This window comes from Streptomyces sp. SD31 (genome assembly GCF_052068475.1).
Classification (GTDB): Bacteria; Actinomycetota; Actinomycetes; order Streptomycetales; family Streptomycetaceae; genus Streptomyces.
Genome location: NZ_JBQHCX010000002.1, coordinates 469,945 through 491,863, shown reverse-complemented (window position 1 = coordinate 491,863; position 21,919 = coordinate 469,945). Strand labels below are relative to the sequence as shown.

At 72.0% G+C, this 21,919-nt stretch carries 11 protein-coding genes and 1 pseudogene; 3 read left to right on the top strand and 9 right to left on the bottom strand.

All coding sequences use genetic code 11. The features are described 5' to 3' along the window. Nucleotides 1-18: 18 nt before the first annotated feature. The 4 genes from ACTMVF_RS06160 to ACTMVF_RS06145 all read right to left on the bottom strand — a co-directional run bounded on the left by ACTMVF_RS06160 (nt 19) and on the right by ACTMVF_RS06145 (nt 9,134). Nucleotides 19-1,422: a dipeptidase gene (locus tag ACTMVF_RS06160; RefSeq protein WP_441269911.1), complete on the bottom strand. Its 1,404-nt coding sequence runs from the start codon at nt 1,420-1,422 to the stop codon at nt 19-21. Between the two features lie 10 nt (nt 1,423-1,432). Further along, nucleotides 1,433-4,930 carry an ATP-dependent helicase gene (locus ACTMVF_RS06155; RefSeq protein WP_441269910.1) on the bottom strand — a complete coding sequence of 1,166 codons (3,498 nt, stop codon included), beginning with the start codon at nt 4,928-4,930 and terminating at the stop codon, nt 1,433-1,435. Nucleotides 4,931-5,046: 116 nt separating this feature from the next. Beyond that, the gene (locus ACTMVF_RS06150; RefSeq protein WP_441269909.1) at nt 5,047-8,415 is read right to left on the bottom strand and encodes an ATP-dependent helicase; all 3,369 of its coding nucleotides are present in this window, start codon (nt 8,413-8,415) and stop codon (nt 5,047-5,049) included. Nucleotides 8,416-8,726: 311 nt separating this feature from the next. Beyond that, nucleotides 8,727-9,134 (bottom strand): MGMT family protein, encoded by a 408-nt coding sequence (locus ACTMVF_RS06145; RefSeq protein ID WP_441269908.1) that lies wholly within the window; start codon nt 9,132-9,134, stop codon nt 8,727-8,729. Between the two features lie 186 nt (nt 9,135-9,320). Here ACTMVF_RS06145 and ACTMVF_RS06140 point away from each other — a divergent pair. The 3 genes and pseudogenes from ACTMVF_RS06140 (at nt 9,321) to ACTMVF_RS06130 (ending at nt 15,435) form a co-directional block, all read left to right on the top strand. Beyond that, nucleotides 9,321-12,133 (top strand): annotated as a pseudogene (locus ACTMVF_RS06140) (lysylphosphatidylglycerol synthase transmembrane domain-containing protein). 62 nt (nt 12,134-12,195) lie between these two features. After that, the gene (locus ACTMVF_RS06135) at nt 12,196-13,740 is read left to right on the top strand and encodes an alpha/beta hydrolase (protein ID WP_441269907.1); all 1,545 of its coding nucleotides are present in this window, start codon (nt 12,196-12,198) and stop codon (nt 13,738-13,740) included. A gap of 147 nt (nt 13,741-13,887) precedes the next feature. Continuing rightward, nucleotides 13,888-15,435: an alpha/beta hydrolase gene (locus tag ACTMVF_RS06130; RefSeq protein ID WP_441269906.1), complete on the top strand. Its 1,548-nt coding sequence runs from the start codon at nt 13,888-13,890 to the stop codon at nt 15,433-15,435. Nucleotides 15,436-15,518: 83 nt separating this feature from the next. On the opposite strand, the gene moeZ is transcribed toward ACTMVF_RS06130, so the two are convergent. The 5 genes from moeZ to ACTMVF_RS06105 form a co-directional block, all read right to left on the bottom strand. Then, nucleotides 15,519-16,697 (bottom strand): adenylyltransferase/sulfurtransferase MoeZ, encoded by a 1,179-nt coding sequence (gene moeZ, locus ACTMVF_RS06125; RefSeq protein WP_441269905.1) that lies wholly within the window; start codon nt 16,695-16,697, stop codon nt 15,519-15,521. Between the two features lie 63 nt (nt 16,698-16,760). Continuing rightward, a complete protein-coding gene (locus tag ACTMVF_RS06120) occupies nt 16,761-17,594 on the bottom strand; it encodes a spherulation-specific family 4 protein (RefSeq protein WP_441269904.1) in 834 nt (277 codons plus the stop codon). Further along, nucleotides 17,582-18,568, bottom strand: a complete 987-nt coding sequence (locus ACTMVF_RS06115; protein ID WP_441269903.1) for an NAD-dependent epimerase/dehydratase family protein — start codon at nt 18,566-18,568, stop codon at nt 17,582-17,584. The genes ACTMVF_RS06120 and ACTMVF_RS06115 overlap by 13 nt, the downstream gene beginning before the upstream one ends. A 274-nt stretch (nt 18,569-18,842) precedes the next feature. Further along, nucleotides 18,843-20,108 (bottom strand): hypothetical protein, encoded by a 1,266-nt coding sequence (locus ACTMVF_RS06110; RefSeq protein ID WP_441269902.1) that lies wholly within the window; start codon nt 20,106-20,108, stop codon nt 18,843-18,845. Continuing rightward, nucleotides 20,105-21,814 (bottom strand): DUF3492 domain-containing protein, encoded by a 1,710-nt coding sequence (locus tag ACTMVF_RS06105; protein ID WP_441269901.1) that lies wholly within the window; start codon nt 21,812-21,814, stop codon nt 20,105-20,107. The genes ACTMVF_RS06110 and ACTMVF_RS06105 overlap by 4 nt, the downstream gene beginning before the upstream one ends. Nucleotides 21,815-21,919 lie beyond the last annotated feature (105 nt).

The window sequence follows — 21,919 nt, the reverse complement described above, 5'->3', positions numbered from 1 at the left end:
CCGGACGGCCCGGGGCGCTCAGGGCGCATGGCGCCAGTTCGCGGCGAGGTCGCCCCACAGGTATGCGGTGGTTTCAACGCCTTTGAGGAGCAGGTCCAGCTCGACCTTCTCGTTCGGTGCGTGCCAGCCGTCGGAGGGGACGGAGATGCCCAGGAAGAGCACGGGTGCGCCGAGGACGTCCTGGAGGTCGGCGGCGGGACCCGAGCCGCCTTCGCGCGTGAAGCGGACGGGTCCCTCGAAGGCGCGGCCCATGGCACGTACGACGGACTGCAGAGCCGGGTGGTCGAGCGGCGTCAGGCACGGGCGCGTGGCCCCGCTGAACGTGATCTCGCAGCGGATCCCGGCCGGTACCTGAGCGTCGGCCCAGGCGCGGACGGCCTTCTCGATGTGGTCGGGGTCCTGTCCCGCGACCAGCCGGAAGGAAAGCTTCACCATGGCGGAGGACGGGATGATCGTCTTGCTACCGGGGCCCTGGTAGCCGCCGCCGATGCCGTTGACCTCGGCGGTGGGGCGGGCCCAGATGCGCTCCAGGGTGGTGTGGCCGGCCTCGCCGTGGGCGGCGTAGGACTTGGCCGTGCGCAGCCACTGCTGCTCGTCGAAGGGCAGCTCGGCGAAGAGCTCGCGCTCGCGGGCGGTCAGTTCGACGATGCCGTCATAGAAGCCGGGGATCGCCACGCGCGCGTGCTCGTCGTGCAGGGCGGCGACCAGGCGGGCGGCCGCGGTCGCCGGGTTGGGGACGGCGCCGCCGAAGGAACCGGAGTGGATGTCCTGGTCGGGGCCGTACAGCCGGATCTCGCACTCGGCGAGACCGCGCATGCCGGTGCACACGGTGGGGGTGTCCTCGGACCACATGCCGGTGTCGGACACGATCACGGCGTCGGCCGCGAGCCGCTCGGCGTGCTCCTCGACGAGGGCGCGGAAGTGCAGAGAGCCGGACTCCTCCTCGCCCTCGATCAGCAGCTTCAGGTTCACGGCCGGGGTGGTGCGGCCGGTGGTGGCGAGGTGGGCCCGGACGCCGAGTGTGTGGAAGAACACCTGCCCCTTGTCGTCGGCAGCCCCGCGCGCGTAGAGGCGCCCTTCGCGGACGACGGGCTCGAAGGGCTCGCTGTCCCAGCCGTCCTCGTGGGCGGCGGGCTGCACGTCGTGGTGGCCGTAGACGAGGACCGTGGGTGCCTCGGGTTCGTCGGAGGGCCACTCGGCGAAGACGGCGGGCGCGCCCGGCGTCGGCCAGACCTCGGCGGTCGGGAAGCCTGTCTCCTTGAGCTTGGCGGCGAGCCAGTCGGCGCTGCGGCGGACATCGGGCGCGTGGTCGGGCTGGGCCGACACGGAGGGGATGCGCAGCCACTCGGCGAGGTCGGCGAGGAAGGCGGCGCGGTGCTGCTCGATGTACGTGCGGACGGCGCTGTCCGGGGTCTGGCTCATGGTCACGAGCCTATCGGCCCGCACCGACATCCTCGGTGGGCGGTTCCTCACAGTCCGCCTCCGCGACCGGCTCCTCGGTCAGCAGCCGCTCCAGCGCGGCCCGGTCCGGCAGGTCCTCCGGGCGGACGACCTCACCGCTGCGGACGTACAGGAACGCGGCCTTGACCGACTCCAGCGGCACACCCTGCTGCTCGGCCCAGGCGAGCCGGTACAGGGCGAGCTGGAGCGGGTCGGCGGTGCGGGTGCGGTTGGTCTTCCAGTCGACGATCTCGTACGTCGCCCCCTCACCGTCGCCGTCCCTGTAGACGGCGTCGATACGGCCCCGAACGACGCGGCCGGCGATCGCGAGCTGGAACGGGGCCTCGACCCGGTACGGCGTGCGGTGCGCGTACTCGGTGCGCTCGAAGGCGTCCTTGAGAGCCTCCAGGTCGCGCTCGTCTGCGATCTCCGCCTCGCTGCCGGGCAGGTCCTCCGGCGCCAGCATGGGCAGGGTCAGCTCTTCGAAGCGTGCCTCGACCCAGGCGTGGAATCGGGTGCCTCGGCGTGCGGCGGGTTGTGGAGGGCGGGGCATGGGGCGTGCGAGTTCCTGCGCGAATCCGTCCGGGTCGGCGGCCAGCCTCAGCAGCTGGGAGGCGGTCAGCGATGCGGGCAGGGGTACGTCGGTGACGCTCGCGCGGGCGCGCAGGAGCTCCCCGGCCAGGGCGTCGAGATCGCGGTCCCAGGAGGCGACGGTGCGGATTTCCTCCGGGGTGAGGGGTTCCGGTTCCCTGGGGTGGGGGCGAGCCGGGGGCGGGACGGGGTCCGGAGACGTCGCCTGGTGCGGGACCGAGGGGCGGTCCTCGGTCCAGGAATCCCAGTCGGCCGGGTCGTCTCCGGCGAAGGGATTCTCCTCCTCGTACTCCTCGTACTCCTCGTGGAGCGCTTCGTCGTCCGGTGTCGGAGGCCAGTCCGGGTCGTCGTACGTGTCCGGGTCGTGTGCGGCGGCGGGGTGGCCGTCCTCGTGGGAGGTGAGGTTCTCCAGGTGGGCCAGGACCGTCTCGGCGGCGGCGCGGCGTCGCGCCAGGGCGGCATCGTCGAGGGGCAGGGGCCAGACCTGGTCGGCGGCCTCCCGGTGCAGGGCGGGGTTCGCCTCGTCCTCGGCAGGCTCGTCGGCCCACGCCTCGATCTCGCCGTGACCGGCCGCGCAGTGGTCGTACAGGGCCTGCAGGAAGTCGGAGGGGCCGCGGGGCTTCTTCTGGCTGGGGCCCCACCAGTGGCCGGAGCCGAGGAGCAGGGAGCGCGGGCGGGTGAAGGTGACGTAGCCGAGGCGGAGTTCCTCGGTGTGCTGGTGGTCCTTCATGGCCTCCTGGAAGGCCTTCAGGCCTCGGGCGTCCCAGGAGGCCACGTCGGGGAGCGTGTCGGCGTCACCGCGCAGCTCGTGCGGCAGCACCTTGCCCTGGGCGGTCCACTTCTCACGCCCCTTGGTGCTGGGGAAGGTGCCGGTGACCAGGCCGGGGACGGCGACCACGTCCCACTCCAGGCCCTTGGACTTGTGCGCGGTGAGCACCTTGACGGTGTTCTCGCCGCCGGGGAGGGCGTTGTCGAGGCCCTTCTCGTACTGGGCGGCCGTGCGCAGGAAGGCGAGGAAGGCGAGCAGGGTCGCCTCGTTGTCGCCGGCCGCGAACGAGGCGGCGATGTCGAGGAAGTTGGACAGGGTCTCGCGGCGTCGGGCGGCCAGCGCGTGTGGGGAGGCCGAGAGTTCCACCTCCAGGCCGGTCACGGCGAGGACGCGGTGCAGGACGTCCATCAACGGGTCGGACAGGGAGCGGCGCAGGTCGCGCAGTTCGGTGGCCAGGCGGGCGAACCGCACGCGCGCGTCCGGCGAGAAGGGCAGACCGTCGTCGTCCCCGTAGCCGTCCAGCGGTGTCTCCAGGAACGTGTCGAGGGCGTCCGCGAGCGAGATCACCTCGGCGGGGTCGACTCCCTCGACGGCCTCGGCGAGCCGGCGGTCCGGGTCGTCGTCGCCGTCCACGCGCGCGTGGGACACCAGCAGCCGTGCGCGGCGCCCCAGGAGGGCGAGGTCGCGCGGCCCGATGCGCCAGCGCGGGCCGGTGAGGAGGCGGACCAGGGAGGCGTTGGCGCCGGGGTCCTGGAGGACCTCGCAGACGGCGACCAGGTCGGCGACCTCGGGCAGGTGGAGCAGCCCGGACAGGCCGACGACCTCGACGGGGACGTCCCGGGCGACGAGCGCGCCCTGGATCTCGGCGAAGTCGGTCGCCGTGCGGCACAGGACGGCGATCTCGCCGGGCGCCTTCCCCGTGTTCACGAGGTGGGCGATGGAGTCGGCGAGCCAGTCCATCTCCTCAGCGTGGGTGGGCAGCAGCGCACAGCGGACGATGCCGTCGCGCTCGGCTCCGGGGGCCGGGCGGAGGGCCTCCACGCCCGCGTGCATGGCGCGCAGGGGTTCCGCGAGGCCGTTGGCGAGTTCGAGGAGGCGGCCGCCGCTGCGGCGGTTCTCGCTGAGCGCCTGGCGGGTGGCTGGGCGGCCGTCGGCGTGGGCGAAGTGCTCGGGAAAGTCGTCCAGGTTGGCGACGGAGGCGCCGCGCCAGCCGTAGATCGCCTGGCAGGGGTCGCCGACGGCGGTCACCGGATGGCCGGTGCCTCCCCCGAACAGACCTGCCAGAAGGACGCGTTGAGCCACGGAGGTGTCCTGGTACTCGTCCAGGAGGACCACCCGGAACTCGTCGCGCAGGCTGCGGCCCACCTCGGGGATGCGGGCGAGCTGCGCCGACAGGGCGATCTGGTCACCGAAGTCGAGCAGATCACGCTCCCGCTTGGCGGCGCGGTAGCGGACCACCAGCTCGGCCAGTTCGCGGCGCGCGGCGGCCGTCTCGGGGACCTTGCGCAGATCGGCGTTGGAGAGCTTGGCGCCCTGCAGGGTGAGCAGCAGCTCGGCGTCGTACGCGCGCAGGGCCTCGGGCAGTACGAGGTGCTCGGCGAGCTCGGCGTCCAGGGTGAGAAGGTCGCTGACCAGGTCGGCGAAGGAGCGGGTGAGGGCCGGGTACGGCCCCGGGGACTCGCGCAGCACGCGTGCGGCGAGCTGGTAGCGGGTGGCGTCGGCGAGCAGGCGGGAGGTCGGTTCGAGGCCGATGCGCAAGCCGTGGTCGGTCAGCAGGCGACCGGCGAAGGCGTGGTACGTCGAGATCACCGGCTCGCCCGGCGGGTTGTCCGGGTCGATGACGTCGGGGTCGGTGACGCCGGCCTTGATGAGCGCCTTGCGGACGCGCTCGGCGAGTTCACCGGCCGCCTTGTTGGTGAAGGTCAGGCCGAGGACCTGCTCGGGCGCGACCTGGCCGGTGCCGACCAGCCACACCACGCGCGCCGCCATCACCGTCGTCTTGCCCGATCCGGCTCCGGCGACGATCACCTGTGGGGCGGGCGGCGCGATGATGCACGCCGTCTGCTCCGGGGTGAACGGGATGCCGAGGAGCTCCTTGAGCTGATCGGGATCGGTGATACGGGCGGACACATCGGAGAGGCTAGCCGCGGGCACTGACAGTGGAGGACGGATCGCCCCCTCGGGCCAGGAGAAGCGCAGGTCAGCACGTGTGGTGCGATCGGTCACGCCGACTGCTGCACCAACGGTCACTCGACCACGTGCCGCCCCTCGGGCCGCGCACTGCACGACGCCCGGAACGCGCAGTGTGTGCAGTGCTGGCCCGCGCTGGGCGTGAACCGCTCGTCGAGGACCTTGCCCGCCGCCGTGGCCAGCAGGTCGCCGACCCACTCCCCCTCAGGGCCGTCCAGGGACTCCTGCGCCTGCACCTTGGGCAGCGTCTCGCCGCCGTCCCGCTTGGCGGCGCCCTGGCGCAGCTGGACGAGTTCGGCGCCGCCCGGCTTCGGGCGTACTCCGTCGAAGGCCTCGTCTACGGCGCCCTCGCGGACGGCGAGCTGGTAAACGGCGAGCTGCGGGTGGCGGGCCACCTCGGCGGCGCTGGGTGCCTGCTTGCCTGTCTTGAAGTCGACTACGTAGGCGCGTCCTTCGCCGTCGGTCTCGACGCGGTCCATCTGGCCGCGGATGCGGACCTCGACGTCGCCCGCTGCGAGGGTGACGTCGAAGTCGTGCTCACTCGCCACCGGCGTCCGCCCCGCGCGGTCCATCACATGCCACTTCAGGAAGCGTTCGAGCGCCACGCGCGCGTTGTCCTTCTCCTGCGCCGACTTCCACGGCGCGTCGAAGGCCAACGCGTTCCACACGGAGTCGAGGCGCTCCATGAGGACGGCGAGGTCGGCAGGGGTGTGCCCGGAGGCGACCTCGTCGGCGAGGACGTGCACCACGTTGCCGAAGCCCTGGGCGGCGGTCGCGGGTGCGTCGGCCTTCACCTCGCGGCCCAGGAACCACTGCAGGGCACACGTGTTGGCGAGCTGGTCGAGGGCGCTTCCGGAGAGCACGACGGGCTGGTCGCGGTTGCGCAGCGGCACCTTGGACTCGGTCGGCTCGAACATGCCCCACCAGCGGTAGGGGTGCGCGGACGGGACCAGTGGGCGGCCCTCCTCGTCGGCGAGCGCGGCGAGCCGGGCCAGTCTGCGGGCGGCGGCTTCCCTGAGGGTGTCCGACGCGCGCGGGTCGACCGTCGTCGCCCGGAGTTCGGCGACGAGTGCGGCGACGGCCAGCGGGCGGCGCGGGCGACCCGTCACGTCCTTCGGTTCGACGCCGAGTTCGGTCAGGAAGCGGGAGGGCTGGTCGCCGTCCTCGGCGGGGGCCTTCACCGCGGTGACGACGAGGCGTTCACGCGCGCGTGTGGCGGCGACGTAGAACAGGCGGCGCTCCTCCGCCAGCAGCGCCCCCGGGGTGAGCGGTTCGGCGAGCCCGTCGCGGCCGATGCGGTCGGCTTCCAGGAGGGAGCCGCGGCGGCGCAGGTCCGGCCACAGGCCCTCCTGGACGCCCGCGACGACGACCAGGCGCCACTCCAGCCCCTTGGATCGGTGCGCGGTCATCAGGCGCACGGCGTCGGGGCGTACGGCACGCCGCGTAAGGGTGTCGGCGGCGATGTCCTGGGCCTCGATCTCCTCGAGGAAGTTCAGGGTGCCCCGGCCGCCGGTGCGCTCCTCCGCGCGGGCCGCGGTCGCGAACAGTGCGCACACGGCGTCGAGGTCACGGTCGGCGTTGCGTCCGGCCGCGCCACCGCGGCGGGCGGCCCGCTCCAGGCGCGTGGGCCACGGCGTGCCCTCCCACAGGTCCCACAGCGCCTCCTCGGCCGTACCGCCGCCCGCGAGGCGCGCACGGGCCTTGCCGAGCAGCGCGCCCAGGCGCTGGGCGCCACGCGCGTACGTGGGGTCGTGCACCGCCAGCCGCTCCGGCTCGGCCAACGCCCGGGCGAGCAGTTCGTCCGAGGGGGGCGGCAGGGGGTTGCCGGCGGCCCGCTCCTCGTCGCGCAGGGCCCGCCCGAGGCGGCGCAGGTCTGCGGCGTCCATGCCGGCGAGGGGGGAGGCGAGCAGGGTGAGCGCGGTCTCGGTGTCGAGCCAGGAGGCACCGGGGTCGAGCCGGTCGGTCGCGGCGTCGTCCTCAGTTCCGGCCGCTGCCTCGGTGCGCACGTCACCGTCGCCCCGCGCGGGCTGCGCCTCCGCCGTGGCCACCGCCCGCAACACCGTCAGCAGCGGCGCCACCGCAGGCTCGTGCCGCAGCGGCAGGTCGTCGCCGTCGATGTCCAAGGGCACCCCGGCGGCAGTGAGCGCCCGGCGCACCGTCGGGATCGTGCGCGACCCGGCGCGCACCAGGACGGCCATCTCGCTCCAGGGCACGCCGTCCTCCAAGTGCGCCCTGCGCAGGATGTCGGCGATGTTGTCCAGCTCGGTGCCGGGGGTCGGGTACGTGAAGACCTCGACGCGGCCGCCCTCGCGGACCGGGGCGAGCTCTCGGTGGGCGCGTACCTTCTCCGCCGGGAGCCGGGTGAGCGGCATGCGCTGGGTCAGCAGCCGGGTCGCGGTCAGCAAGGCGGCGCCGGAGCGGCGGGAGGTGCGCAGGACCTCGACGGGTGCGGGGCGGCCGTCCGCGCGCGGGAAGGCGTGCGGGAACTCCAGGATGCCGTTCACGTCGGCGCCCCGGAAGGCGTAGATCGACTGGTCGGGGTCGCCGAAGGCGACGAGGGTGCGTCCGCCGCCGGCGAGGGCGTGCAGCAGCCGTACCTGCGCCGGATCGGTGTCCTGGTACTCGTCGACGTACACGGCGTCGTACTGTGCGGCAAGCCGCTCGGCGGCCTCCGGGCGGCGGGCGAGAAGCACCGCGCGATGGACCAGCTCGGCGTAGTCGAGGACGCCCTGCAGGTCGAGCACGTCGAGGTACTCGGCGAGGAAGGACGCCGCGGCACGCCAGTCGGGTCGCCCGATACGGCGGGCGAAGGCGTCCAGGGCATCGGGGCCCAGACCCAGTTCGCGGCTGCGGGCGAGGACCGCGCGGACCTCGTCGGCGAAGCCCCGGGTGGTCAGGCAGGCGCGCAGCTCGTCCGGCCAGCGCACGTTGGCCAGACCGAGCCGCTCCAGGTCGGGCTGGCCCGCGAGCAGTTCCCGTACGGTCACGTCCTGCTCGGGGCCGGACAGCAGCCGCAGGGGCTCCACGAAGAGGTCGTTGTCCTGATGGGCGCGTACGAGGGCGTAGCAGTACGAGTGGAACGTGGTCGCCTGAGGCGCGCGTGCCGCCCCTATGCGCAGCGCCATACGGTCGCGCAGTTCGACGGCGGCCTTGCGGCTGAACGTCAGCACCAGGATGCGCTCGGGGTCCCCGCCACGGGCGATGCGCGCCGCCACGGACTCGACGAGGGTGGTGGTCTTTCCGGTGCCCGGACCTGCGAGGACGAGCATCGGGCCGGTCGCGTGGTCAACCACGGCGCGCTGTGCGGCGTCCAGACGAGGGGGAGCCACCTGGACCGGAGGGGTACGCACCAGCCGGTAAGCGCCACGGGTCCCCTGTCGCACCTGGGGGTGCGACAGGCGCCTGGTGGAGGAAGAGGAGCTCACGTGGTTCGCCGGTCCTGGTGGGTGTGCAAGTGGTCGGTGCCGGCGCGGAGCGCCGTCGTGGAGGGCTGGTCGTCGGGTGGCGGGTGGGCCGTCCCTTACGCGTGGCGGGCGGTGGCCGCGGGGTGAGGGGGACACGCGCAGCCGACGCTACGCCGAGGGACGGTACGGAAGCAGGGCTTCCGATTCATCCCTCGGTTCACTTCTGGCACGTGGGTCCCTCGACTCACGAACGTACGTCATGCCACGAACGTGCCCCCTTTCGCCCATTCGGATCACAGGTCACACAGCGGGCCGTCCGATGGCGGAAGCTGTCAGGTGTGACCCTGTGCGCGTTCGCCGCCGTCCCAGCGCGCCCGCCTCATGTCGAGGCGCGGCAGGTGGCCCTCCGCCGCCCTGCTCGCCTCCTTCAGCGGTGTGCCCTCGGCGCGATAGTGCTCCAGCGCTCTCAGCTCGTGGCCCGGCAGCAGGACCCCGTCCGCGCGGACCACCCGCCACCACGGGACGGCTCCCCCGTAGAGGGCCATCACCCGGCCGACCTGCCGGGGCCCGCCCTCCTCCAGCCACTCCGCGACGTCGCCGTACGTCATGACGCGGCCCCGCGGAATCAGCTCGGCGACCTCGAGGACCCGTTCGGCGTACTCCGGCAGCGCGTCCGCGGACTCCGGGTGGGCGTCGTCGTACTCCAGGCAGGCGTCGTCCGGAAGGCTTTCCTCGCTCATCCGGCCCATCCTGCCCCACCCCACCGACAATGTGACGTGCTCGCCACTGTGCGTGTGCCTCGCCCCGCGGCGGCGCTTCGGGCAGACTGTGCGCCCCCGCATTTGCACCCTGATGCCCCCGTGTGTCGGTGGGGCATGCCACCATCGTGCGGGCGGTGACTGGTGATACGAGACCAAGAAGAGACGATGAAGCAACAGGGTGCGCACCCGGAGGACGCGGAGAGCACCTCTGACGCTTCGTCGCGCCCGGACACCGAGAACGCCGGCAAGAAGGACCTTGGCGAGAGCGACGGCGGCAAGAAGGACGAGGCCGACAAGGGCGCCGACCCGAGCGATGCCGGCCGCAAGGCCGTCGAAGGGAAGGCGCCGTACGACCTCGAAGAGGTGCATATCGACGAGGTAGAGGGCGACGAACCGCTGCTCCCCGCGCGCGTGCACCGTCCGTCCGACCTGATGCGACTCCTCGTGGGCGTGCTGGGCATCGCCCTGCTGCTCGCGATCGCAGCGTTCGCGCACGGCACCACCTCGGGTCTCGAGCAGGACATCAACAAGGGCACCGGGCAGGCGCCCGACCTGTTCAGCAAGATGGCCGGACTGGTGTCCAGCATCGCGATCCTCCTGGTGCCCGTCGCCTTCGCGATCGAGCGGTTGATCAAGCGGGACGGGCTGCGCATCGCCGACGGCGTCCTCGCGGCCGTCCTCGCGCACGGGGTGACGCTCGCCACCGACCTGTGGGTGGCGCGGGCCGCCCCGGAGTCCATCCGGGACGCGCTCACCCAGCCGTCGCCCGGCGACCTCGGCTCCCTCACCGACCCGGTGCACGGCTATCTCGCGCCGGTCATCGCGTACATGACGGCCGTGGGTATGTCCCGCAGACCTCGCTGGCGCGCGGTCCTCTGGGCGGTCCTGGTCCTGTACGCCTTCTCCATGCTGGTCACCGGCTACACCACGCCGTTCTCGATCCTCCTGACGCTGCTGATCGGCTGGACCGTCGCCTACGGCACCCTGTACGCGGTCGGTTCGCCCAACGTCCGTCCCACGGGGCGGACGCTGATGGCGGGCCTCAGGCACGTCGGCTTCCGCCCGGTGAGCGCGGCCCGCGAGGAGATCTCCGACACACAGGAGACCGGCGACCGCGGCCGGCGCTACTTCGTCACCCTCGAGGACGGTCCGCCGCTCGATGTGACGGTGGTCGACCGGGAGCAGCAGGCGCAGGGGTTCTTCTATCGTGCGTGGCGCAATCTGACGCTGCGCGGCTTCGCCACCCGAAGCAGCCTCCAGTCGCTGCGCCAGGCCCTGGAGCAGGAGGCGCTGCTCGCCTACGCGGCCATCGCGGCCGGTGCCAACGCACCCAAGCTGATCGCGACCTCCGAGCTCGGTCCGGACGCCGTGATGCTCGTCTACGAGCACAGCGGCGGGCACACCCTGGACTCGCTGCCGGACGAGGAGATCACCGACGAGCTGCTGCGCGGCACCTGGCTCCAGGTCAAGGCGCTGCAGTCCCGGCGTATCGCGCACCGCCGGCTGGTGGGTGACGCGATTCTGGTGGATCGTTCCGGCAAGGTGATCATCAGTGACCTGCGCATCGGCGAGATCGCGGCCAACAGTCTGCTGCTGCGCATGGACATCTCCCAGCTGCTGGTGACGCTCGGCCTCCGGGTGGGCGCCGAGCGTGCGGTGGCGTCGGCGGTGAGCGTGCTCGGCCCCGACGCCGTCGCCGACTGTCTGCCGATGCTGCAGCCCATCGCGCTGAGCCGCTCCACGCGCGCGACGCTGCGCAAACTGGCCCGGGAGAGAGCCCAGCGCGAACGCGAGGCGGTGCTGGAGGCGTCCCGGCTCGCCAAGCACACCCGCAGCGAGGAAGCCACGGACGACACCGAGGCCGTACCGAACACGCCGGACAAGCCGGACAAGCCGGACAAGAAGACCGTGCGGGCGCAGGCGCGGGCCGAGAAGCGGGCCATCGACGAGGCCGTGGACGAGGCACGCGAGGAGGACCTGCTCACGCAGATCCGCCACGAAGTGCTGCTGATCAGGCCGCAGGCGCCGGTCGAGCCGGCCCGCCTGGAGCGTGTGCGGCCGCGCACATTGATCAGTTTCATCGCCGGTGCCATCGCCGCGTACTTCCTGCTGACGCAGCTCACGCACATCGAGTTCGGCCCGCTCATCGCCAACGCCCAGTGGGGCTGGGTGGCCGCGGCCGTGCTGTTCTCGGCGTGCAGTTACTTCGCTGCGGCGATGGCGCTGCTGGGCTTCGTGCCCGAGCGGGTGCCGTTCCGGCGGACCGTGGCGGCCCAGTCGCCGGGTCGTTCGTGAAGATCGTCGCCCCGGCGGCGGTCGGCGGCGTCGCGCTCAATACGCGCTTCCTGCAGCGCGCGGGAGTGCGGCCGGGGCTCGCGGTGGCGAGCGTCGGCGCGTCACAGCTGTTCGGGCTCGGCTGCCACATCCTGATGCTGCTGTCCTTCGGCTATCTGACCGGCACCGAGAAGACGCCCTCACTGTCGCCGTCCCGGACCGTCATCGCAGGTCTGCTGACGGTGGCGGTGCTGGTGCTCGTGGTGACCTCGGTGCCGTTCCTGCGGAAGTTCGTCGTCACGCGCGTGAGGTCGCTGTTCGCGGGTGTCGTGCCGCGCATGCTCGATGTGCTCCAGCGGCCGCAGAAGCTGGTCACCGGCATCGGCGGCATGCTGCTGCTGACCGCCTGCTTCGTGATGTGCCTGGACGCGTCGATCCGGGCGTTCGGCAGCGAGGGGACCTCGCTCAGCATCGCCAGCGTGGCCGTCGTCTTCCTCGCGGGCAACGCGCTCGGCTCAGCGGCCCCGACCCCGGGCGGCGTGGGCGCCGTCGACGTGACCCTGACCGTCGGTCTGATCGCCGTCGGCCTGGAGAGCGAGGTCGCCGCTCCTGCGGTACTGCTGTTCCGGATGCTGACGCTGTGGCTGCCGGTACTGCCGGGCTGGCTGGCCTTCAACCATCTGACGCGCAAGGGCGCGTTGTAGCGCGGTCCCTCGTACGGCTCGCGCCCCGAGCGTCCCACCCCGTACGACCGCAGGATGGGACCATGCCGAACCGTCCCCGGATGCGCGCAGCCGCCTTGACCGCCACGGCCCTGCTGGTGCCCGCCCTGCTGGCGGGCTGCAGCGACGACGACTCCGGGGACGAGGATCTGACCGCCCAGGAGCTGAGCTGGAAGGACTGCCCGGCCCCCTCCCAGGCGCAGGGCGGCAGGGGCAGCCCGTCACCTCTGCCGGACGGCGGCGCATGGCAGTGCGCCACGATGAAAGCACCGCGCGACTGGGACGAGCCCAAGGGCGACACGATCGGCATTGAGCTGATCCGGGTGAAGGCCAGCGGCGACGAAATCCGCCGCATCGGCTCGCTGATCTTCAACTTCGGCGGTCCCGGCGGCTCGGGCGTCACCAGCCTGCCCTCCTTCGCCGAGGGATTCGCGAAACTGCGCACCCGCTACGACCTGGTGAGCTTCGACCCGCGCGGGGTCGGCCGCAGCGAGCCCGTGCGGTGCGAGAACGACCAGCAGCTCGACGCCTACTTCCAGCAGGACGCCACGCCGGACGACGTCGCCGAGCGGACCGAACGGCTGGACAGCGCCAAGGAGTTCAACGCGGCGTGCGAGAAGAACTCCAAGGGGATGCTGGCGCATGTGATCACCACCGACGCGGCTCGTGACCTGGACCTGATGCGACAGGTCCTCGGCGACAACAAGCTGCACTACTTCGGCATCTCGTACGGCACCGAACTCGGTGGCGTCTACGCCCACCTGTTCCCCAAGAACGTGGGACGCGCCGTCTTCGACGCGGTCGTCGACCCGACGCAGAACCCCGAGCAGAACGCGCTCGCGCAGGCCAAGGGATTTCAGCTCGCGCTGGACAACTTCGCCGAGGACTGCGCGTCAAAGACGGACTGCCCGATCGGCGACAGCCCCCAGGACGTCAAGGACCGCATCGCCAAGCTGCTGAAGGACCTCGACAGCAAACCGATCCAGGCCGTCTTCCCCCGCGAGCTGACCCAGAGCGCCGCGCTCTCCGGCATCATGCAGGCTCTGTACTCGAAGAACTTCTGGGAGTACCTCACCCAGGGCCTGGTGCAGGCGTACGACGGTGACGGCAGCGCCCTGATGCTGTTGGCCGACTCGAGCAACGGACGCCGTGAGAACGGCGAGTACAGCAACATCATCCCGGCCAACGTGGCGATCAACTGCGCCGACGACAAGCCCCGTTACACAGCCGAGGACGTGGAGCGGAGGCTGCCCGAGTTCCGGGCCGCCTCGAACCTGTTCGGCGACGCCCTGGCCTGGTCCATGCTCAGCTGCACTGACTGGGCCGTGGCGGGCGCCGCCGACCATCCCGAGGTCAGCGCGCCCGGCTCGGCGCCGATCCTCGTCGTGGGCAACACGGGCGACCCGGCCACGCCGTACGAGGGCGCGCGGAGGATGGTCCAGGCACTGGGAAAGGGGGTGGGCGTCGAGCTGACGTACAAGGGCCAGGGACACGGGGCGTACAACAGCAAGAACAAGTGCGTGCAGGACGCGGTGAACGGTTATCTGCTGGACGGGAAGGTGCCGACGGCGGGCACCGTCTGCTCCTGAAGCTGCTCCTGAAGCCGAGCGGAGAAGCAACAAATCAGCTGGTCAGAGAGTTATCCACAGGCCGCTACGGCCCTTTCGGGATCCGCCTACTATGGCCTGACCGCCATCCGCGGCACGGTGCGGACGGCCTGCGAGGGGGGAAATGACATGGCGCGATTCGTACGGTGGACGGCCCTGACGGCCACCGCCGCGCTGCTGCTGACGGGCTGCGGCGGCGGCTCGTCCGACGGTGGCGAGACCGGTGGGAAGACGAGCGGGACGAGTTCCTCGACCGCGTCCGCCGGCTCGGCGACTCCACTGCCGTCCTCGCTGACCTCGCAGAAGCTCGACTGGGGAGGCTGCAAGGCCACCGGGGACTCCCCCGCGCCCGGCGACGAGTGGCAGTGCGCGACGCTCGAGGCGCCGCTGGACTGGGCGAAGCCGGACGGCCGGACGATCGACCTCGCGCTGATCCGCGCCAAGGCCACTGGCGACGACCGCATCGGCTCGCTCCTGTTCAACTTCGGCGGCCCCGGCAGCTCGGGGTTGTCCACGCTGCCGTGGTACGCCTCCTCCACGTCCGAGCTCGGCAAGCGGTACGACCTAGTGAGCTGGGATCCGCGCGGGGTCGGCGCCAGTGAAGGCGTCCGGTGCCGCACCGACAAGGAGATCCAGGCCTCGGAGTCCGTGGACATCACGCCGGACACCCCGGCCGAGGAAACGGCGTACCTGCGGGACGCCGCCGACTTCGGCCAGGGCTGCCAGAAGTCCGAGGGGGCGCTGATCGCGCATGTGTCGACCACCGACACCGCCCGCGACATGGACCTGATGCGCCAGGTCCTCGGCGACACGCAGATGCACTACTTCGGCATTTCCTACGGCACCGAACTCGGCGGTGTCTACGCCCACTTGTTCCCCAAGAACGTGGGGCGACTGATCCTGGACGCGGTCGTCGACCCGAGCGCCGACGGGGAGGGACATGCCGAGAACCAAGCCAGGGGCTTCCAGCGCGCGCTGAACAACTACCTCGACTCCACCGGCCAGGGCGCCGAAGAGGGCTCGCAGAAGATCGTGGACCTGCTGAAGCGGATCGACGCGAGCCCCCTGCCGACGTCGTCCGGGCGGAAACTCACCGAAGCACTCGCCCTCACCGGCATCATCAGGCCGCTGTACAGCGAGGCGAGCTGGCCGACCCTGACCAGCGCCCTGGAGGCGGCCGAAGGAGGAGACGGCTCGGAACTCCTGGCGCTCGCCGACGACTACAACGAACGCAGCGCCTCGGGGCACTACGACACGGGGAACCACTCACAACGGGTCATATCGTGCCTGGACACCAAGCAGCGGCCGACGGTCGAGGAGACGAGGAAGCTGCTACCGCGGTTCCAGAAGGTCTCCCCCGTGTTCGGTCCCATGCTGGGCTGGGACACGGCCGGCTGGTGCCACGACTGGCCGGTGGCCGGACAGCACGACACCCCGGAGGTGAGTGCGCCGGGTGCGGCACCGATCCTGCTGGTCGGCAACACCGGCGACCCGGCGACGCCCTACGAGGGCACCCGGAAAATGGCGGACGAACTGGGCAAGGGCGTCGGCGTGATGCTCACCTGGAAGGGCGAGGGTCACGCCTCCTACGGGAAGGGGAGCGACTGCGTCGACTCCACGGTGAACGCTTATCTGCTGCGGGGGACGGTACCGAAGGACGGCAAGGTCTGCTCATGACGGCGGCGGGGGCTTCGAGCACCCTTGGTGCCCCAAGCCCCCGCCGTCCGAGCGAGGCCCGCCCTGCGGGCGAGGGAGTCCGCTCAGTAGATCGGCTTGTGCGGCTCGATCTGGTTGACCCAGCCGATCACGCCGCCACCGACGTGCACGGCGTCGGCGAAGCCCGCGGACTTCAGGACCGCGAGGACTTCCGCACTGCGGACACCCGTCTTGCAGTGCAAGACGATCTTCTTGTCCTGCGGGAGGCTCTCCAGAGCGGTGCCCATGAGGAACTCGTTCTTCGGGATCAGCGTGGCGCCGGGGATCGAGACGATCTCGTACTCGTTGATCTCGCGGACGTCGATGATCTCGATGTTCTCGCCGTCGTCGATCCACTCCTTGAGCTGCTTGGGAGTGATCGTCGAGCCGGTGGCCGCCTCCTGGGCCTCCTCGGAGACGACGCCGCAGAAGGCCTCGTAGTCGATGAGCTCGGTGACGGTCGGGTTCTCGCCGCAGACCGCGCAGTTCGGGTCCTTGCGGACCTTGACCTGGCGGTACTGCATCTCCAGGGCGTCGTAGATCATCAGTCGGCCGACCAGCGGCTCACCGATGCCGGCGAGAAGCTTGATGGCCTCGTTGACCTGGATGGAGCCGATGGACGCGCACAGCACACCGAGCACTCCGCCCTCGGCGCAGGAGGGGACCATGCCGGGCGGCGGGGGCTCCGGGTAGAGGCAGCGGTAGCAGGGGCCGTGCTCGGACCAGAAGACGGAGGCCTGACCGTCGAAGCGGTAGATCGAGCCCCACACGTACGGCTTGTTCAGCAGCACGCAGGCGTCGTTGACCAGGTAGCGGGTCGCGAAGTTGTCCGTGCCGTCGACGATCAGGTCGTACTGGCTGAAGATGTCCATCACGTTGTCGGCCTCGAGCCGCTCCTCGTGAAGGATCACGTTCACGTACGGGTTGATGCCGAGGACGGAGTCGCGGGCGGACTCGGCCTTGGAGCGGCCGATGTCGGCCTGGCTGTGGATGATCTGGCGCTGCAGGTTCGACTCGTCGACCTCGTCGAACTCCACGATGCCGAGCGTGCCGACGCCCGCGGCGGCCAGGTACATCAGCGCCGGCGAGCCCAGGCCGCCGGCGCCCACACACAGCACCTTGGCGTTCTTCAGCCGCTTCTGCCCGTCCATCCCCACATCAGGGATGATCAGGTGGCGGGAGTACCTGCGAACCTCGTCTACGGTGAGCTCAGAAGCGGGCTCGACCAGGGGTGGCAGCGACACGGGGACTCCGTTGGTCGGTCGATCACTACGGTTGTTCTCTCCGTAACACTGCCATGGGCTTTTTCATTCCGAGACACCTGTTCCGATCCGCGAGACGATTTCGTCCCAGTAGCCGGGCATGGTCCCCCAGGCGTCGGTGCGGCCCCCACGGTCCGTGCGGTCCGTGCGGTCGGTGAAGTAGATGGTCGCCGCGCCCTGCCAGCGGGCGATGCGCAGCGCCTCGTCCAGGTGGGGGCGCGGCACTCCGTGGACGAAGTGGCAGAAGCGGTCGGGCGGGTAGTCGGCGGTCCACTCCGCCACCTGCGACCAGCGGTAGTCGCTCCACGAGCCCCGGAAGGTGACCAACTGGTCGGCGCACTCGGCGTAGCCCGGGTGGGGGTGGGTGCCGTGGCCGAGGACGATGTGGGCCTTGTCACGCAGCGCGCGGAGTGTGGTGATCGTGCGGCGGATCTGGGGCAGCTCGGCGCGTTCGGTCGGGCAGCGGTCCAGGAAGAAGCCGTCGACCCGGTACCAGTCGAGGTAACGGTGCGCCTCGGAGATCACCTCGCCGAAGGCGCGGGCACCTTGGGCCGCCTCAAGTGGCGCCGCCTCGATGTGCGCCGCGTCCAGATGGGCCGTGGCCGAATGGGCCGTGCCCAGGTGAGCGGTGTCGAGGTGGCCCAGGATGCGGACTCCCGCGTTGCGGAGTCTCGCGGCGGTCTCGAGGCAGTGCGGGTCGGGGCGGGTGCCGGGGCCGTCCGCGACGTTCAGGACCACCCAGTGCACGGGGGTGCCGGGGCGGGTGAGTTCGCCCCACTCGGTGGGGGCGAGAAGGGGGTGTGCGTAGCCGGGGATGCCGAGGCCGGTGCGGAGGTGCGTGCTCGTGGCAGTCGGTGGTGTGCCGGTCAGATACGGCATGCCGCCTCCATCCAGATGTCACCCAGGGACTCTTCGAGATTGATCCGGGGGCGCCAGCCGAGCCGGTCGCGTGCGGTGCGTACGTCCGCCTGCTGCCAGCTGCCACAGCCGTCCGGGTACGGGTACGCGACCGGGGCGCCGTGGCCCGCGTGGGCCGTGTGGATCATGTGGTCCGAGTCGGCGCGGGGGTGGCCGATGGACGGCCGCAATGGGCCGGGCGGGCCGTCGAGTTCGTGGAGGGCGCCGCCGTATCCGGCCACGCGGGCGAGGACGGCGGCGGCGTCCCGGAGGCGGACGGCGCGCCCCGAGCCGATGTTGATGACACCCTGCGCTGCGGACAGCGAGGCGGCGTGGACGGCGCGGGCCACGTCGCGGACGTCGACGAAGTCGCGCTGCGCGCCGAGGCCGGTGAGTTTGAGCTCGCCGTCGCCGGACTGCATGGCGCGGCGCATGGCCTCGGCGAGGCGGCCGAGGGGGGAGCCGGCGGGGGTGCCGGGGCCCGCGGGTGAGAAGACGCGGAGAACCACGGCGTCCAGGCCGGAGCCCAGGACCAGTTCGGTGGCGGCGAGTTTGCTGACGCCGTACGGCCCGCCGGGGCGGGGGACGGCGTCCTCGGCCGTGGAGGAGCCGGGCTGGCTCGGGCCGTACTCGGCGCCGCAGCCGATCTGCACGAGGCGGGCGCCGCAGCCGCTGCGGCGCAGGGCCTCGCAGACGGTGGCGACGGCGACGGTGTTGTGGCGGGTGAGTTCGCGGGCGCCGCCTCGGGTGGCGCCGGCGCAGTTGATGACGACGCCGGGGTGGACCGCGTCGAGGAAGCGGGTGAGGGCGCCGGGGCTGCCGGACGCGAGGTCGAAGCGGACGTCGGCGTCGTCGCCGCGGCCCAGCGCGGTGAGTTGGACGGCGGGGTCGGCGAGGAGGCGGTCGGCTACGAAGCGGCCGAGGTAGCCGTTGGCTCCGATCAGCAGGACTCTCATCGGGCGGCTCCCGGGGCCGAGGCGTGGTCGGGTCGGGAGGTGATCATTTGGGGGTCTCCTTCACGGACAAGGACTTGAGGCAGAGGGGCTTTCAGAGAAGGGCTCTCAGGCAGAAGGGGTTCAGCGGGTTTCTGGGCGTGTATGCCTTCGGCAGCCCGTGCGGCCGAGTGGGGGTTCACGTGGCTCCCGCGCTTTCGTCGTGGGTCGGGGCCGCGCCGGGGGGTGGCCGCTTCCCGCCGTACGCGGATGCGGGGCGTCGCTGATGGCTGTCGCGTCAGCATGGGCCGTCCGCCCGTGCGTGCGCCGACGCCCTCGTAAGAGTGCGGATCGCGTGGAGCAGGAGGGTCAGGGCGCCCGTGCCGCAGGCGATGGTGGGGATGGCGGCCGGTCCCCATGTGTCGATCAGGGACTCGACCGGGGTTGCCAGCCAGGCGCAGCCGGGGAGGCGGGCTGCGAAGAGGGCGGCCAGGGCCGTGGCCTCGGCTGTGACTGTGGCGGTGAGGACCAGTGCGGGGGCGTGGGTGAAGCCGTGGGTGGTGAGAAGGCGGGAGAGGAACAGGAAAGCGCCCAGGGTGAGGGTCTGGGGGTAGGCGACGGGCCCGTCCAGGACCGTGGCGGTCAGGGTCAGTAGGGCTGTCAGGGCGCCGAGGTAGAGGGCGAAGGTGCCCAGGAGCAGGGGCTTCACGGAGGTGGCGAAGTCCTCCAGGGCTCGGCTGGCCGACAGTTTGCGGCGGGCTCGTACGGCGAGGAGGTGGGCGCACCATGCCGCGGGGGCGCAGGAGAGGCTGAGGGCCAGGAGGGGGGCGGTGGTGAGGGGCCAGAGGCCGTCGGCGGTGCCGTTGGGGAGGGCGTCGGGGCCTCCGGCGGCGGCTGCCTGGAGGAGGCCGTCGCCGAGGAGGGCGTAGGCGAGGAGCCAGCAGGTGCGGGTGGCCGTCGGGTGTGTGGCGTGCGTGGTGGCGAGGGGGCCTCGGGCCAGTGCCGCGCGCAGGGCGAGGGTCACGGCGAGGGCTCCCGCGGCGGCCGCGATCAGGCGGGACTGGCCGTGGGTGAGGTGCAGAGCGGTCACGGCCGCCGCGCAGAGGGCTCCGGGGAGGAGGGTGAGGAGAATCCAGTCGGCTCGTGCGCGGGGGGTGGTGAGGGGCGGGGAGTTGGGGGGCGTTTCGCCGTCGCGGGCCACTCGGGCGTACATCTCCTCCGCGAGGGAGAAGACGTCCCGGTGCAGGAAGCGTGCCGCGGTGCGGTCGGTGACCCCGTGGGCTTCCAGGCCGGCGGCGATCTCCAAGGGGTCCACCGCGCGTTCGCACAGGTCGCGGTGACGGTGCAGCAGCGCCTTCACGGGGTCGGCGCCGGTGCGGCGGGCGGGGGTTGGCCGCGGGCCGGTGGGGCGGGCGGCGGTTGGTTCCTGGCCGGTGGTGGGTGGTGCGTCGGCTCCGCTCGCGCGTACGTCCGTCTCCGCCACGATCCACTCCTCCGACCGCTCGTCCCAGGCCCCGGGGCTGGTCGGGGCACCGGGACGGTCCAGGCCTCCCAAGCCGCTCATCGCGCCGCCTCCGTGGCGGGCAACGCGGTGGCTCGAACGGGGACGCCCGTCGGGCGGTCGGGGCCGCCTCGGGCCACCAGGCGTGCGGATCGCTCGGTCCAGCGGCCGAGGACGTGGGCCTCGGCGGGGACGGCGAAGGGCAGAGGGGCGCCGGCCTCGTCCAGGACGACGCGGCGGACCGGCGTACGCGAGACGATCTCCAGGTAAATGCCGTGAAATGCCGCGACGTTCTGCTCGACGGTGAACAGTTCGAGCGCCCGCGCGCGTGCCGCAGCGCCCAGGCGCTCACGGCGCTCGGGGTCGCGCAACAGCGCCACACAGGCTTCCGCGAGCGCCCGTGGGTTGCGCGGGGGTACGACCAGACCGGTGCCGCCGATGACCTCCACCACCGCGCCGACGTCCGTGGACACCGTCACCCGGCCGCAGAACATGGCCTCGACCAGGCTGATGGGGAAGCCCTCGACGACGCTGGACAGGACGACCACGGCACCCGCGGCGTACGCGTCGGCGAGCGTGGGGATCTCGGGGCCGCCGATCTCCTCGAAGGAGACGGGATTGTCGCCGACGGTGTGCGGGCCCTCGGCCTCGTCGGGGAAGAGCTGCGCGGCGAGCGCCCTGCAGTGGCCGAGGTAGGCGTCCCCCTCGGGGCCCGCGGGGGCGCCGACGATCCGCAGCCGCGTCTTCGGTTCCTCCTTGCGGACCTCGGCGAAGGCGTGCAGCAACGACACCAGGTCCTTGGCGGGTTCGATACGGCCCACCCAGACCAGCGTGTCCGGGTCCGCGCACTCCTGGGCCTCGCCGACCTCGGCGAAGCGGGAGGCGTCCATGCCGGGGTAGACCGTGCGCAGCTTCGCGCGGTCGGCGCCGCAGCGCTCCTGCCAGCGGCGGGCGTGGGCATTGCCGGGTGTGACGAGGGCGGCCCGGGCGTAGGTCTCGGCGGCGAGCCTGCCGTGGAAGGCGGCGAGCAGGGACCGTACGGCGGGCGAGGACTCGGTGGCGGCCAGGTAGTGCCTGCGGAGCCGTACCCCGTACTCGGTCAGCAGCAGCGGTACTCCGCAGAAGTGCTGGGCGAGCAGGCCGGGCAGGGCCGCCGAGCCGCCGGAAGCGGCGTGACACAGGTCGGCCGAGCCCAGGTCGTCGTCCTCGTACCAGTCGAGCGAGAGGGGGCGCAGGGCGCGTTCCAGATGCGCGGCGAAGGCCAGCAGGTCGGGTACGCGCGCCTCACGCGCCGGGCGCAGGGCGCCCCGCGCCCGGCAAGCCCGCTCGAGGGCGCGTACGGCGGACTCGGAGCGGAGCGCTCCCACCAGTCCGCCCTCGTCGCGGGCAAGTTCGGCGAGCCCGTACAGCGCGTTGCCGAAACGGTCCGCCTCAGTGGCCGACGTGCCCTCGGAGGCTCCGGAAGGGTTCCCGGTCCCCCCTGCGCAGAGCACGGCCACCAACTCGCCGTAGCACTCGGCAAACCGCCGGCGCGCACGGCGCCCGTACACCACGCCGTCCTCTTCGGCCGTCCACAACGGCGCCGTGCGCACGCGCCTGACCTGCGGTGGCAGCGGGACCCAGCCCTCGTCCTCCTGACGCTCGCTGCGGCTGAGCGCGTAGACGTCGAACTCGTGCTGCCCGAGCCCGCGCACGAGCCGGTCGCACCAGAGCCTGGCGTCACCGTTCACATACGGATAGCCACCCTCCGCAATCAGTCCGATGCGCACGAGTACACCCCGTCTCCCGTAAGGGGAGCCGCCATCACCCCGGCGGCTCACAGCGGGACGAACGTATGCGGACAAGGCGGTGGCGCGATGGACGGTTGTCCATCG

Excerpts from the sequence above, each read along its gene's own strand:
- ACTMVF_RS06160 (WP_441269911.1), bottom strand. The coding sequence starts at position 1,422 with ATGAGCCAGACCCCGGACAGCGCCGTCCGCACGTACATCGAGCAGCAC.
- ACTMVF_RS06145 (WP_441269908.1), bottom strand. The coding sequence starts at position 9,134 with ATGAGCGAGGAAAGCCTTCCGGACGACGCCTGCCTGGAGTACGACGAC.
- ACTMVF_RS06135 (WP_441269907.1), top strand. The coding sequence starts at position 12,196 with ATGCCGAACCGTCCCCGGATGCGCGCAGCCGCCTTGACCGCCACGGCC.
- ACTMVF_RS06130 (WP_441269906.1), top strand. The coding sequence starts at position 13,888 with ATGGCGCGATTCGTACGGTGGACGGCCCTGACGGCCACCGCCGCGCTG.
- ACTMVF_RS06120 (WP_441269904.1), bottom strand. The coding sequence starts at position 17,594 with ATGCCGTATCTGACCGGCACACCACCGACTGCCACGAGCACGCACCTC.
- ACTMVF_RS06115 (WP_441269903.1), bottom strand. The coding sequence starts at position 18,568 with ATGAGAGTCCTGCTGATCGGAGCCAACGGCTACCTCGGCCGCTTCGTA.
- ACTMVF_RS06110 (WP_441269902.1), bottom strand. The coding sequence starts at position 20,108 with ATGAGCGGCTTGGGAGGCCTGGACCGTCCCGGTGCCCCGACCAGCCCC.